The following is a 14,107-nucleotide window of genomic DNA, read 5'->3' as shown; positions in this document are numbered from 1 at the left end:
TGGGGTGCTTACCGTTGGTGTGCTCACTGTCGGATTATTTACCGTTGGTGTACTTACTGTTGGAGTGCTCACTGTCGGTGTACTTACTGTTGGAGTGCTCACTGTTGGAGTGCTCACTGTCGGACTGCTCACTGTTGGGGTGCTCACAGTCGGGGTACTTACTGTCGGACTGCTCACAGTCGGGGTACTTACTGTTGGAGTCGTTACTGTTGGCGTGTTCACGGTTGGTGTCGTAGTCTTAGGCTGAATGGTAATCGTCTGTGTATGAAAAACACTATTGCCACAACCATCGGTAGCTTCCCAGCGGTATATTACCTTATTTGCTACTACTTTTTTAGTAGGCAACACTTTCAATACTCCTGCACAGTTGTCATTAGCTGTCAAAAGTAAGTTGTCAGGCAAGTGACTGCCCTCCTCAAAAGTCTGATCAGTAGGTAATACCCCCGCAAAAGTAGGAGCAACCTCATCTTTCACTGTAATATATTGTTCAAAAATTAGTGTCGTATGGCACTCATCTACAAAATGATAACTTCGTTTTAAGCTGTAATGATTAGTACATTGCTTATTGGTTTCCTCTTCTGTAATTTCCGATGTAATACTACCACAACCTCCTTGTGTTTCTATTTTTGCCGCAGCGGGTATTTCACTTGCACAAGCTACCGTAATATACTGATTAGGCAAGCTATTCACTACAAACGTAAGCGGGTCTGGCGTAGGTTGAGGTTCAGGTGTAGGCTCAGGTGTAGGCTCAGGCTCAGGGTCTGGTTCGGGCTCAGGGTCAGGGGCATTTTTGTTCTTTTCTATCATAAAGCCGCCTAGGTGATAAGGTTTAGTGCACGAAAGAGCAAAAGCTAAACCATCAATCACCTCTATTTTTATGATGCCTTGTCCTCTTTCCTTGCCAAAGTGTCCGTGAGTGCTTGTAATAGTGATGTTAGGCAACTGCACCTCGCAAGTGCCGTTGTTGTCAGCTTGTTTTTTCAGTATATATTTAAAGGTCTTTCCCGAGTCGTCCGATAGCAAAATACGCACTTTGCTATTCTTCGCAAAAATATTTTTATCTACCTGCCAATGCAGTGTAATCCGTTCTCCTCCTTTATAAGTTTTGTTTCGTTCCCATTTGCCATTGTCGAAGTCTTTAATAGCAAAAGGTTCGCCTTCAGCTATTTTTAGCGTCACCTCTTCCACATCGTATTTCACTACGTGGTTGCGGTCTGCCCTATTGTGGTCGGCAGCGGCTAACCAAAAAGTAAAAGTACCAGGACTATATCCTAAAGGCGAAGTAGCAGCTATAGGTACAAAAGTATTGCGTTCACTTTCAAGCCAAGTAGTCTCAAAACGTATATTGCCATTAGTCTTCCCCTTATAAGTCATAAAGCGGGCGTTAGATTTAGTAGAGTGAAAGCGCCTATCGGCTTGGTGGGCTATATAAGTAATAGTGTCGTTTTCAGCATCACTACCCGATAAGTAAAACTGAAAGTAAGTATCTTTAGGAATTACGTATATTTTCTTTAAGTGTTTTCTGTCTAATACAGGCGGCTGGTTGTTGCTCTTCACGCCATACACAAGGTTAGAGCCGGTGCCTTCTACACGTTTCCCCGCCTCTTGAGTGCGCCCCACATCAGCATAATACGCCATCGAATTACCCAAAAATTTACGTATAGTTTCCAAATTCACCAATGAAAAGAAATCGCGAGGGTACTCGTGCCCGTAGCTCATAATCGACTGACCTGAGCCTATTTCTGTCTTGCTCGAATATTGTCCGCCGTTAGAAAAAGTATGGTCAGCCCCAAACATATGCCCTATTTCGTGAGCTATAGTTGAAGGTTTTATAGGGCGTGCAGCCGCATTCGCTTTATTATGTTGCTCATAAGCCGAATAAACCATCGCCAACCCGTTATATTTTTCTCTATAATCTGCCAAAATAACTGCCAAATCATACTTTTTAGGGTCATAATGTTTGTTAAGAGTAATCGTACCGTTGTTTACTACCTCATTAGCTGCTTCTCCTCTGCGAAAGAGCTGATCTTTTGCAGTAGTAAAAATAAGAGCCTCATCATCTACCAAAGTAAAATCTACCCCTACATCATTGCGGTATAGTTCATTTGCAAAAGCAATGGTAGCATTCCAAAAAGCCTTAATTCTATTAGTATCTCTATTAAAAAATTTCGAATCGTAAATGCTGTAATCTACCGGAAGTGCCAACCGATAGTGCCTAAATACCCCATCGGTATGAATAAGAGCCTTAGGGTAAAGCGAATTGTATATTTCAGGTTGTTCAATAGGAGGGTCATTCTTGTCCTCATTATCTTCAGGAAACATATTTCGCCCTGTAGGGAGCGATGGTGTTGTGGGCTGGTTGCCACAAGCACTCTCATCTGTAATTTCTGTAACAGTTAAGTAACCCTTTTTGTTACTGCCCAATACATACGATTTTCCTCTGTAAAACACTTCTCCATTAAGCGTTTTCAAATTCATACTGATAACACCTACAAAATTTCCTTGATGGTATCCTACGTAATTGCGAAAGCCATCAGTACTAAAATTGTTGTTACGCTCTTGCCATTCAATGGGTAAAGTTTCGGTTTTTTGAAGAGGAACTGCCCAGCTAATAGTTTTATTTTGCGTAAAATAATTGAAGATTTCTGCTACTTTTTGTTGTGCGTTGGCGGTCTGCAAACCTATAATCAATGCACAACAATAGTATAATATTGTTTTCATTGTCCTATATTAGTTTGACATTGCAAAGGTAAGAACTAATATTCAACTGGCAAAATATTTTAATATAAATTTTATTAATAATATTATTTGTTTAACAAAAATAAGTCTAACTACCCAACACTATCCGCCAAAGCACACCGCCTCCCAATTCAAAATTCATTAAACATTAAGTATCAATAATTAAACATTATTTCGTATCTTTGCCCCGTTAATCATAAATCGTTTAACATTAAACAAAATGCAAATTACCAACACTGTTTTAATGATACGTCCTGTACGTTTCAGAATGAACGAACAAACGGCTGTCAACAACTATTTTCAAGAGAAAATAGATACAGAAAACCAGCAAATTAACCACCAAGCGCAACAAGAATTTGATACCTTCGTACAAAAACTTCGTTTGGTAGGGGTAAAAGTAATCGTAGTAGATGATATTTACGAGCAAAACACCCCCGATTCCGTCTTCCCTAACAATTGGATTTCTTTCCATCAAAACGGAAACGTTGCCTTATACCCTATGTTTGCCGAAAATCGCCGCCGCGAGCGCCGCGAAGATATTCTTGATAAAATAGAAGCTGAAGGTTTCAACATCGAAAATATCTATGATTACACTAGTGCCGAACAAGAAAACATCTTTTTAGAAGGCACAGGCGTTATGATACTCGATAGGGTAAATCGCAAGGCTTATTGTGCCCTATCGCCTCGTGCAGACGAAGACCTCTTCATTGAATTTTGTGAAGACTTTGAGTACACCCCCATTATCTTCCACGCCTACCAACAAGTAGACGATAAGCAAGCCCTCATCTATCACACCAACGTGATGATGGCTGTAGGCGATACCTTTGCTGTAATTTGTGCCGATAGCATCACCGACAAAAAAGAACGAAAAAATGTATTAGCACACCTCAAAGACGACAAGAAAGACATTATCTACATCACCACACAACAAATGCATCAGTTTGCAGGTAATATGCTGCAAGTACAAGGCGATAACAGCACTTATTTAGTAATGAGCGATGCCGCTTACCAATCGCTTACCCCTGCACAAATCAATCAATTAGAACAACATACCAAAATATTACACACCAATCTCACTACCATCGAAACCTGCGGCGGCGGTAGTGCCCGCTGTATGTTGGCAGAAGTATTTTTGCCTAAATATAACTCATAATTCAAAAATCACATCTTTTATAAAAATGGATAAAATAGCATACATTAAATCTAAAATACGCGATGTTGAAAACTTCCCTAAGGAAGGTATTATTTTCAAAGACATTACTCCCCTATTAATGGATGTAAAAGGCGTAACTTATGTAATTGATACTTTAGTAGAAAACCTACATGGGCAACGTATCGATAAAGTAATCGGTATGGAAAGTCGTGGCTTCTTCTTCGGAATGCTACTTGCTCAGCGCCTAAATGCAGGCTTTGTACCCGTACGTAAAAAAGGAAAACTACCCTGCAAAACTATTGCGCAAACTTACAACTTAGAATACGGACAAGACGTACTCGAAATTCACGAAGATGCCATCAACAAAGGCGAAAACATACTTATTCACGATGATATCCTCGCCACTGGAGGAACAGCCGAAGCTGTCGTAAAATTAGTTGAGCGACTTGGTGGCAACATCGTCCAACTCGATTTTTTAATGGAACTCACTTTCCTAAACGGGCGTAACAAACTTAAAGATTATCCTGTTTATAGTATCATCAGTTAGTACCTTATATTTATAAAAAGAGCAAAGCGGTTTTCCACTTTGCTCTTTTTTATTGTTTTCTTAATTCTCAACTATTTGCTGTAAAGTGCTCTCAGCTCTTTAGCCGTTTCCACCATTGCACGCAATGCTGCTTTGGTTTCAGGCCAGTGGCGTGTTTTAAGTCCGCAGTCAGGGTTTACCCATAGCTGCTCTTTAGCCACTACGCTGATAGCTTTCTTCATCAAGTCTGTCATTTCTTGTTGTGAAGGCACTCGTGGTGAGTGAATATCATACACCCCAGGACCTATTTCATTAGGATATTTAAAATCTCCAAACACATCCAAAAGCTCCATTTGTGAGCGTGAGCACTCTATGGTAATCACATCAGCATCCATATCTGCAATAGCTTCAATCATATCATTGAATTCCGAATAGCACATATGTGTATGTATTTGTGTTTCATCTTGTACTCCAGATGCCGAAATACGGAACGCTTTGATAGCCCAATCAAAGTAAGCCTTCCACTCGCTTTTGCGCAATGGCAGCCCCTCACGTATTGCAGGCTCATCTATTTGGATAACCTTAATACCCGCTTTTTCCAAATCCACTACCTCATCGCGAATTGCCAAGGCTATTTGCAAACAAGTTTCCGAACGTGGTTGGTCATCGCGCACAAACGACCATTGTAGGATAGTTACAGGACCCGTAAGCATACCTTTCACAGGTAATTTAGTAAGCGATTGCGCATATTGACTCCAGCGTACAGTCATCGGTTCAGGACGTGAAATATCACCAAAGATAATCGGTGGTTTTACGCAACGCGAACCGTAGCTTTGTACCCAGCCAAATTTAGTAAAGGTATATCCTTTTAGCAACTCACCAAAATATTCCACCATATCATTACGCTCAAATTCGCCGTGTACAAGAACATCTATCTGAGTATCCTCCTGAAAACGAATAGACTCTTCAATTTCTTTTTCTAATAGCTTATCGTATTCAGCTTGTGTAAGTTCTCCTTTCTTAAAGCGAGCACGCCAGCTGCGCACCTCATCTGTTTGCGGGAACGAACCTATGGTAGTCGTTGGGAAAGCTGGCAAGTGAAGCGATTTGTGTTGAGCTTCTTTGCGAACATCAAACGGATGCAAGCGTTGCGCATCTTTATCAGTAATTTTCTGTACGCGCTCTTTCACTGCTTTATCGTGAATAAGCGTTGAAGTTTTGCGGTTTTCAGCAGCTTTTTTATTCTCTTCAAAGATAGCTTTTACCTGCTCACATACCTTCCCTGTAGCAAGGGCTTGTAGAGTTGTAACCTCTTTTACTTTTTGTTTAGCAAATGCCAACCATTGTTTAATTTCAGCTGTAAGTACTTTCTCATTGTTTTCAAGCTCAAGGTTGCAAGGCGAATGCAATAATGAGCACGAAGTACTCACCCACAAGCGATCAGCCCCAATAGCTTCTTTAGCTTTTTCAATCAATGCCAATGAATGTTCAAAGTTATTTTTCCACACATTGCGCCCATCCACTACCCCAAGCGATAGCTTTTTATCAGCAGGAAGAGCTTTAAGCACCCTATCAAGCTGTGCTGCAGCGCGCACCAAGTCTATGTGCAACACATCAAAAGGCAATGATACTGCCAACTCTGTATTATTATCTAGCGCACCAAAGTAAGTAGTAAGTACAAATTCAGTAGTAGGGAATTTACTTCTTAGTTCAGCATATACTTTTTTGTATACAGCCTCAGCTCCTTCAGGAAGGTCAAGCACCAAATAAGGCTCATCTATCTGAATAGTTTTTGCACCTGCACTCACCAAGCTTTCTACTATTTGCAAGTACACAGGCAATAAGCGATCTGCAAGCTCTAAACGGTGAAAACCTTGTTCTTTCTCTTTACCAAGCAACAAGTAAGTAACCAACCCTATAAGCACAGGTTTAGTATCAAATCCGTGCTTTTTAGCCAATTGATATTCTTGCAAAGGTTTGTTTACAAGAATACGAAACTCCTGATTTTTAGTAAATTCAGGCACTATATAATGGTAATTCGTATCAAACCACTTAGTCATTTCCATAGCGGTGATATCGATTCCATCTTTCTGATAACCACGTGCCAAAGCGTAATAACGCTCTGTATCTCTCAACTTGTGAATAGGGGCAAAACGCTCCGGAATAGCGTTCACCGTAAATGAAAAGTCAAGCATCTGGTCGTAGAAAGAAAAATCATTTGAAGGAATCAAGTCTACACCTGCCTCCTTCTGTAGTGTCCAATTATGAACACGAATATTCTCAGCAACAGACAAAAGCTCTTCTTCGCTGATTTTACCAGCCCAAAAAGCCTCATTAGCCTTCTTAAGTTCTCGTTTTTCACCTATACGAGGATAACCTAATACGTTTGATTTCATATATTCTTTTTAAATTTGCGCAAAGATACAAAATTATTTTCAATTACCATCTATACCAAAAGTACTAATTTTTGAAGAATGTCAAATTCCCATTATCCCTAAACACAGCAAATGGCAATTCAAATCCTTCCATCTTCTTCCCGTTCAGCTGCACACTCTCTACCAGTTCACTACCCTTACTGCGTTCCACACTCTTTATCAAAAACTTTTTATTATCAGGCAATTGCAAGGTTACCGATTTAAATAATGGGCTACCCAGCACATACACATCATCAGCGGGCGTAACAGGGTAAAAGCCCAATGCCGAAAACACGTACCAAGCCGAAGTCTGTCCATTATCCTCATCACCACAATAGCCATCAGGGGTAGGCGCATATAGTTTTTCCATTACCTCCCGCACTTTGCGTTGTGTTTTTTCTGGCTTACCTGCATACTGATAAAGGTATATCAAATGCTGCACTGGCTGATTGCCGTGAGCGTAATTCCCCATATCCATCACCTGCATTTCGCGTATTTCGTGTATCGTAAAGCCGTAGTAACTATCGTCAAAAAGCGGAGGCATCTCAAATACTTGGTCTATTTTTTTCGCAAAGGCTTCCTTACCGCCCATCAAACTGATAAGCCCATTTATATCCTGAAATACCGACCACGTGTAGTGCAAGCTATTCCCTTCCGTAAAAGCATCACCCCATTTTAGCGGATTAAAAGGCGTTTGAAACTTCCCATCTTTATTTCTGCCGCGCATCCATTTAGTTTCTGGGTCAAACACATTTTTATAGCGTTCCATCTGCTCGTAGTATTGTTTGGCAATAGCCACTTTGCCCATCTTTTCTGCCATACGAGCTATGCAATAATCAGCATAAGCATATTCCAGCGTGCGTGCCACATTTTCATTAATATTCACATTATAAGGCACATAACCCAGTTCGTTGTAGTAATCTACCCCCTCACGCCCCACCGATTTCACTGGGCGACCTTTCTCTTGGGTAGCATTCTTCAGCATCGCCTCCAATAGTATTTCAGCATCAGCTTGTGCTATATTCCCCTTCAAATAAGCATCTGCTATTATCGATGCCGAATTAGAGCCTATCATACAATCTCTATGCCCAGGGCTTGCCCATTCAGGCAGCCATCCACTTTCTTTATAAGTATTCACCAAGCCCTTCATTATCTGCTGATTCATTTCTGGATACAACAAATTGAACAAAGGAAATACAGCCCTGAAGGTATCCCAAAAACCATTATCGGTATACATATACCCCGCCTCTACTTTACCGTTATAAGGACTGTAGTGCACTATTTTCCCCTCTTCATCTATCTCGTAGAATGTACGCGGAAAAAGCAATACCCTATACAAGCAAGAGTAAAATGTACGTAAGTGGTCTATATTATCATCTTCCACCTGCACCTTTCCTAATTCACGCTCCCATAAGTCGAAAGCCTTTTGTTTTGTCTGTTCAAAAGTATCACTACCTATTTCCGTCTGCAAATTGCGCTCAGCCTGCATTGGCGATATAAAAGACGAGGCAACTTTCACGGTTACCTGCTCCCCTCTTTTGGTAGCAAAACCTATTACAGCACCTGTATGGTCGCCAGTACTTTCATTTTTCCCAGTCAGTTTATAGCCATCGCCCCAAGTGTTAGTCAGTTCAAAATCCTTATCAAAAGTAGCTACAAAATAATTATGAAAGTTTTCAGGCACACCACCACTATTATTGCGGACATATCCTATAATTTTTCTCTCTTCGGGAATTACCTTCACCATCGACCCTTTGAAAAAAGCATCTAATAATAAATACGACTTTTGATTTTCAGGAAAAGTAACCCGAAACTGCGCCGCGCGGTTAGTAGCAGTAATTTCTACCGATGTGTCATAATCAGCCAAATACACCTTGTAGTAATGAGGTTGTGCTGTTTCAGCTTTGTGTGAAAACCACGAAGCGCGCTCCTCCTCTTTTATCTTCAGCTCACCTGTTACAGGCATCAACGAAAATGCCCCATAGTCATTTATCCACGGACTTGGTTGGTGGGTTTGTTTAAAACCTCTTATTTTATCAGCGTGATATTGGTATGCCCATCCATCGCCCATCTTTCCTGTCTGGGGAGTCCAAAAGTTCATTCCCCAAGGCACCGCTATAGCAGGGTAAGTATTCCCGTTGGATAAGTCAAAGCGCGAGTCTGTCCCCATTAGCGTATTCACATAGTTAGTGTATGGCACGGTTTCCACTACAGCAGTAGCCACCTCTTGTCGTTTCTCTTCACGAGGGGCAACGGACTTATTGCAAGCCACTACCACACTTAGCAAACTCAAAATAACAATCCTCCTCATAATTCATTAAATATTAGTTGTTAAACATTTATTACATTCTTTTAAATCTATTATGTGTCCAAAGATAATACGCAGGCTCATCATATATCTGCCTATTTACCCGTTCAAAAAACATATCTGTAATTTGGTAATCCACAAATTCTTGCGGATTTTCTGCCAATACCTCAAAAGTCGTCTGGTAATACCCGCGTTTCACCTTTTCTATTTTTGCAAAAACAATCACCGTATTCAAGGCTTTACCCAATCGCTCTGCTCCAGTAAATACAGGAACACGCAAACCCAAAAAAGGACGCTTATAATTCTTTTTGTTATTAGGCACTTGGTCACTTGCAAATCCATAACAATACACCCCCTGTTCATCTTTGTGCCGCTTCATCTCTTTGTGAGCCGTATAGCGCGACAGCAAATAACTGTGATGTTTGGTTCGTATTTTCTGCAAAAACTTGTCAAAATACTTGTTTGATAAAGGCGTATAAAGCGCATACGATTTGTGTTTCAAGTAATAAGCCAATGACAGCAACCACTCATAGCTCGCATAGTGGCTACACATAAAAAGTATATTGCGCTCTTCATCTTCGTATTTTCGCAACACTTCTATATTAGTAAACACCATACGGCGCTTCATCTCCTGCTCGCTCATCTTATACGACTTTACCATTTCCAATAGCGTATCGCAAAAGTGATGATAAAACTTTCGCTCTATCACCCTCAATTCTTCTGTCGTTTTAAACGGAAATGCCGTATGCAAATTCTTGCGTACCACCTTCACACGGTACTTTAGCAATACGTACATTACAAAGTAAAGCACATCCGAAACACAATACAACAGCCTAAAAGGTAATACCGATAACAACCAAATTATAGGATATGCTACCAAATATATTATATAATCCATTAATTATAAGCAATTCGCATTAAGTAATTCGTCTGCAAATATACAGAAAAAAACTTTGCCAAATTCATATTCAGCAAAGTTTTTTCTATTATATACACTTTTTATTATAAAAGCAATTTATCTACTTTTTTCAGTAGGATAAGCTATGTGTCCAAAGCCAAGACCTACAAACACGTTCAAATCTTTTCCACCACCTGCTAAGTTGCTGATGATAGAGCTTGAACCTATAGTTAAAAATGAACCCAATCGCAATCCAAAACCTACACTTGTTTTAGTAACCTCGTTGTATGAGATAGGCAAGTAAGCTCCAAAATAGCTAATATCGTAGTGAGGAGTAAGCGAATAAGTAGAAGCGTAGTTTGCATTATACTGGTCTGCTTTAGATTTTGAAGCCACGTTGATATTACCAGCAGCACTCACATAAAGCCCATCAATAATGCGATAGTCAGCACTCAAGTTCAAAGTCGTAGGCAAAGAACTCTTTACAGTACGTCCTGCTACTTGTGTAGTAGCTGTAGTCAAACCTGCTTTTGTCAAAGCCTCTTCCGATAAGTCATCAAGAGACAATTTTATAGCCCCCGATGCAGGCAATTGGTATCTAAACGATTGTTTATTAAGCTTATACTGAACATTTCCTATATCCATCAATGAAAGCCCTACTTTAAAGTCGTGCGGACGGTTGTGGCAAGTGCGGCAACCATCAAAACGGTATTCATATACCACACCAAGGTCTAACCCCATTGTAGAAGCCTCTTTCCCTAATAGCGAACTCGAACTTAAGTTGCTCAATTTCACCAAATCTGTACCCCCGTTTAGCACTTCAAAATTGCCTCCGCGAGAGTCTATATTCACCTTTAGTTTATCATTTTCTACAGTAAGTGATGCCGAACCAGCAAAATCACGGAAACCAACATACAGATTACCTGCTCCCATTATATATTTTACTGAAGCTCCTGCTTTAATAGCGTTATGTCCATCAAAATACAATTCGCCAGCCCACGAAAGCCCAAACTCAGAAAAACCGTGTAATACTACCTCTTGGTTCTTAAGATTGATACTATAGTTATTGCGAAGCTCCATATTTTTAACATCAGATATGTATGACTGTATCAGTTTCGCATCTATATCATTAATGTTGCCCAATGCACGCACACGTGTAAAGAACCCTACTGAGTGTTTATCGCCTATTTTAAAAAAAGCCGAAGGCCCCAATACATCTATATTCAAACGTGCATTGATATTGTTGTTGTTCAGTAAAGATTTGCTTGCACTCTCAAAGTTGTTGAAACTTTTTGCAATATCAGTACTCAATTTTACTGCATTAGTACCAATATTCACGTTGGCTAAGAACAAAGTTGCATCCCACGGACGTTTACTGCTAATCATATAAGCAGGATTGGCTGTGCGTTGCATCGTACCCGCATATTCACTTTCGCGAAAGCCCACAAACGATTGTTGCGCTTCAGCTGCAAAACCGCTTAATAATAACATTGTTAAAATTACTTTTTTCATTGTCTGTATTTATAAAAATCATTATTTCTATTTAGGGTACAAAGATACAAATTATTTTCTAATGCACAACCCTTTTCATTATTTTTCTTTGCTTTTATGAAGCACTCTGTATTCTTCGTAACATTGGCTGATAGCTTCCAATACCTGCAAGTCGTTTGCAGTCATTATAAAATCGTTAGAATAGTTGCACGAACGTATGATTTCTTCGAGTTCAGCCCTATCCACTTTTAGCAGTTCCAAAAGCGTTTCGCGGTCATAACGTGTAGAAAGTGCATCGCTCAGCTCATTATCTTTACGCATACTGCGCAGTTTTCGCAGTTCTTTTCCTTTGTTGCTAAATGAGCGATACAGCAAGTCGGCAGGGTTCATCACACTGTTCAGTACCCGCCCCACAGCACTGGCACTTGCCCTGCTTTCGTAGCCTATTTCTAAGCCCGATATACTATAACGTGTGTTGTTGTTAATAGGCGCATTTTTCGCATCTATATCTAAGTAACCTGTTAGTTTATAGGGGGTTACTACTACCTCTTCCAAAGCGTAGGCAAGTTCTGTCATCCCTATTTTCAGCCCCTGATATTTCACCATATCATTGGTTACCAACACTTTTGTTGATTTATATCCTAAAAATGAAATATACAAAGTATCATTCACAGCCACATTTATTACAAAGTCGCCTTTGTCATTGGTGGTAGTTCCTTTCACCTTATTCAAGTTCAAAATATGCACATTAGGCATCGGTTTGTTGTGCTGTACGCTATATATATGCCCGTGCAACTCAGTTTCCTGAGCCACAAGCGGTGTTACACATAGCAATAGGATAAACTTTAGTATATTCTTCATTGTAAAAAAATAGTTTTTAGACAAAATAAGAGGCTATCCGAAAAAAAACACAATTTCACTTTTGCAGTGTTCAACTTCCTTTTTCGGATACCCTCTTGATATTCCTGATATTATTAAGCTTTTCTTAGTTTTTCACGTTAAAAGCTTTTTCTTTAGGATAATAAGCCACACTACCAAGCGACTCTTCTATGCGAAGCAATTGGTTGTATTTAGCCATACGGTCTGAGCGTGATGCAGAACCTGTTTTTATTTGTCCTGTATTCAAAGCTACAGCAAGGTCAGCAATAGTATTATCCTCAGTTTCACCAGAGCGGTGCGACATTACCGCAGTATAACCAGCACGATTTGCCATTTCCACTGCTGCTATTGTTTCAGAAAGCGTTCCTATTTGGTTCACTTTGATAAGGATAGAGTTTGCGATACCTTTTGCGATACCTCTTTCAAGAATAGAAACGTTAGTAACAAACAAGTCATCACCTACCAATTGTACGCGGTCGCCAATTTTGTCAGTAAGCAATTTCCAGCCGTCCCAGTCATTCTGATCCATACCATCTTCAATAGAGATGATAGGGTATTTAGCCACCAATTCAGCCAAGTATTCAGCTTGTTCTGCTGAAGTACGCACTTTACCTTTAGAACCTTCAAAAATAGTATAGTCATATTTACCATCTTTGTAAAATTCAGATGAAGCACAGTCTAAGGCAATTTTAATGTCTTCACCCCATTTGTAGCCAGCTTTGTTTACAGCTTCTTTAATAGAGTCAAGCGCATCTTCAATGTCTTTGAAGTTAGGAGCGAAACCACCTTCATCACCCACAGCAGTACCCAATCCTTTGTTGTGCAACACCTTTTTAAGGTTGTGGAATACCTCTGCACCCATTTGGATAGCTTGTGAAAAGTCTTTTGCATTCACAGGCATAATCATAAATTCTTGGAAAGCAATAGGCGCATCAGAGTGAGCCCCAGCGTTGATGATATTCATCATAGGAACAGGCAAAGTGTGAGCACTTACACCCCCTACGTAACGGTACAAAGGCAAGCCCAATTCTTCAGCAGCAGCTCTTGCTACTGCCAACGAAACACCAAGGATAGCGTTAGCTCCCAATTTAGATTTGTTAGGAGTACCGTCAAGCGCAATCATTGTTTGGTCGATAAGGTTTTGTTCAAACACATTCATCCCTATCAATTCCTCAGCAATGATTTCGTTTACATTAGCAACAGCTTTTTGTACGCCTTTACCCAAATACTCCTTGCCACCATCGCGTAGTTCTACAGCCTCATATTCACCTGTTGAAGCCCCTGATGGCACTGCAGCTCTACCAAGAGCCCCAGCATCAGTCAATACATCTACTTCCACTGTGGGATTACCACGCGAGTCCAAAATCTGACGTGCATGCACGCTTACTATAATACTCATATTTTTTATATTTTGTTAAATTATTTACTTCTTTGGTTTTTTATACATTACCTATGAGTCCCACAAGTCGCACCTGTCCCACTCGTCCCACAAGTTCCCCGCTGGCGCAAGCTTGCAGCTTGTGCCCAATTCAGAATTCAAAATTCTCCTCCTGCGGCTCGCACTCCCACTAGTGCGCTACCCCCTTTGGCAAACTTTAAGAGTTTGCCAAAGTTTTTCAGAAGCATCACCCTCACAAGTCCCACCTGTCCCACCTGTCTCACCTGTCTCACAAGTCCCAAAAATCTGCCCGTGCGGCTC

At 40.4% G+C, this 14,107-nt stretch carries 9 protein-coding genes; 2 read left to right on the top strand and 7 right to left on the bottom strand.

The window, feature by feature from the left end:
* The coding region (locus HMPREF9075_RS09780; RefSeq protein ID WP_009416415.1) for a reprolysin-like metallopeptidase at positions 1–2,721 on the bottom strand (2,721 nt) is incomplete at its 3' end.
* Between the two features lie 238 nt (positions 2,722–2,959).
* Between HMPREF9075_RS09780 and ctlX the strand changes: the two genes are divergently transcribed.
* The gene (ctlX, locus tag HMPREF9075_RS09775; RefSeq protein WP_009416414.1) at positions 2,960–3,892 is read left to right on the top strand and encodes a citrulline utilization hydrolase CtlX; all 933 of its coding nucleotides are present in this window, start codon (positions 2,960–2,962) and stop codon (positions 3,890–3,892) included.
* A gap of 25 nt (positions 3,893–3,917) precedes the next feature.
* On the top strand, positions 3,918–4,439 hold the full coding sequence (locus HMPREF9075_RS09770; RefSeq protein ID WP_009416413.1) for an adenine phosphoribosyltransferase: 522 nt from the start codon (positions 3,918–3,920) through the stop codon (positions 4,437–4,439).
* 71 nt (positions 4,440–4,510) lie between these two features.
* On the opposite strand, the gene metE is transcribed toward HMPREF9075_RS09770, so the two are convergent.
* The 6 genes from metE to eno form a co-directional block, all read right to left on the bottom strand.
* Complete coding sequence (metE, locus tag HMPREF9075_RS09765) at positions 4,511–6,814, bottom strand: 5-methyltetrahydropteroyltriglutamate--homocysteine S-methyltransferase (protein ID WP_009416412.1); 2,304 nt, start codon at positions 6,812–6,814, stop codon at positions 4,511–4,513.
* Between the two features lie 64 nt (positions 6,815–6,878).
* Positions 6,879–9,143, bottom strand: coding sequence for a GH92 family glycosyl hydrolase (locus HMPREF9075_RS09760; RefSeq protein WP_009416411.1), 2,265 nt, complete (start codon positions 9,141–9,143; stop codon positions 6,879–6,881).
* Positions 9,144–9,174: 31 nt separating this feature from the next.
* Positions 9,175–10,038, bottom strand: a complete 864-nt coding sequence (locus tag HMPREF9075_RS09755) for a lysophospholipid acyltransferase family protein (protein ID WP_009416410.1) — start codon at positions 10,036–10,038, stop codon at positions 9,175–9,177.
* 117 nt (positions 10,039–10,155) lie between these two features.
* Positions 10,156–11,550 (bottom strand): DUF5723 family protein, encoded by a 1,395-nt coding sequence (locus HMPREF9075_RS09750; protein WP_009416409.1) that lies wholly within the window; start codon positions 11,548–11,550, stop codon positions 10,156–10,158.
* Between the two features lie 78 nt (positions 11,551–11,628).
* Positions 11,629–12,390: a carboxypeptidase-like regulatory domain-containing protein gene (locus HMPREF9075_RS09745; RefSeq protein ID WP_009416408.1), complete on the bottom strand. Its 762-nt coding sequence runs from the start codon at positions 12,388–12,390 to the stop codon at positions 11,629–11,631.
* Between the two features lie 124 nt (positions 12,391–12,514).
* A complete protein-coding gene (gene eno, locus HMPREF9075_RS09740) occupies positions 12,515–13,807 on the bottom strand; it encodes a phosphopyruvate hydratase (protein WP_009416407.1) in 1,293 nt (430 codons plus the stop codon).
* Positions 13,808–14,107 lie beyond the last annotated feature (300 nt).

Origin of the sequence: Capnocytophaga sp. oral taxon 332 str. F0381 (assembly GCF_000318275.2) — a bacterium.
Taxonomy (GTDB): Bacteria; Bacteroidota; Bacteroidia; order Flavobacteriales; family Flavobacteriaceae; genus Capnocytophaga; species Capnocytophaga bilenii.
The sequence above is the reverse complement of the archived record's forward strand: the minus strand, read 5'-3'. Positions and strand labels throughout refer to the sequence as shown.

Bases quoted from the DNA above. Each gene is read 5' to 3' on its own strand.
- ctlX (WP_009416414.1), top strand. From the start codon at position 2,960: ATGCAAATTACCAACACTGTTTTAATGATACGTCCTGTACGTTTCAGA.
- HMPREF9075_RS09770 (WP_009416413.1), top strand. From the start codon at position 3,918: ATGGATAAAATAGCATACATTAAATCTAAAATACGCGATGTTGAAAAC.
- metE (WP_009416412.1), bottom strand. From the start codon at position 6,814: ATGAAATCAAACGTATTAGGTTATCCTCGTATAGGTGAAAAACGAGAA.
- HMPREF9075_RS09760 (WP_009416411.1), bottom strand. From the start codon at position 9,143: ATGAGGAGGATTGTTATTTTGAGTTTGCTAAGTGTGGTAGTGGCTTGC.
- HMPREF9075_RS09755 (WP_009416410.1), bottom strand. From the start codon at position 10,038: ATGGATTATATAATATATTTGGTAGCATATCCTATAATTTGGTTGTTA.
- HMPREF9075_RS09750 (WP_009416409.1), bottom strand. From the start codon at position 11,550: ATGAAAAAAGTAATTTTAACAATGTTATTATTAAGCGGTTTTGCAGCT.
- HMPREF9075_RS09745 (WP_009416408.1), bottom strand. From the start codon at position 12,390: ATGAAGAATATACTAAAGTTTATCCTATTGCTATGTGTAACACCGCTT.
- eno (WP_009416407.1), bottom strand. From the start codon at position 13,807: ATGAGTATTATAGTAAGCGTGCATGCACGTCAGATTTTGGACTCGCGT.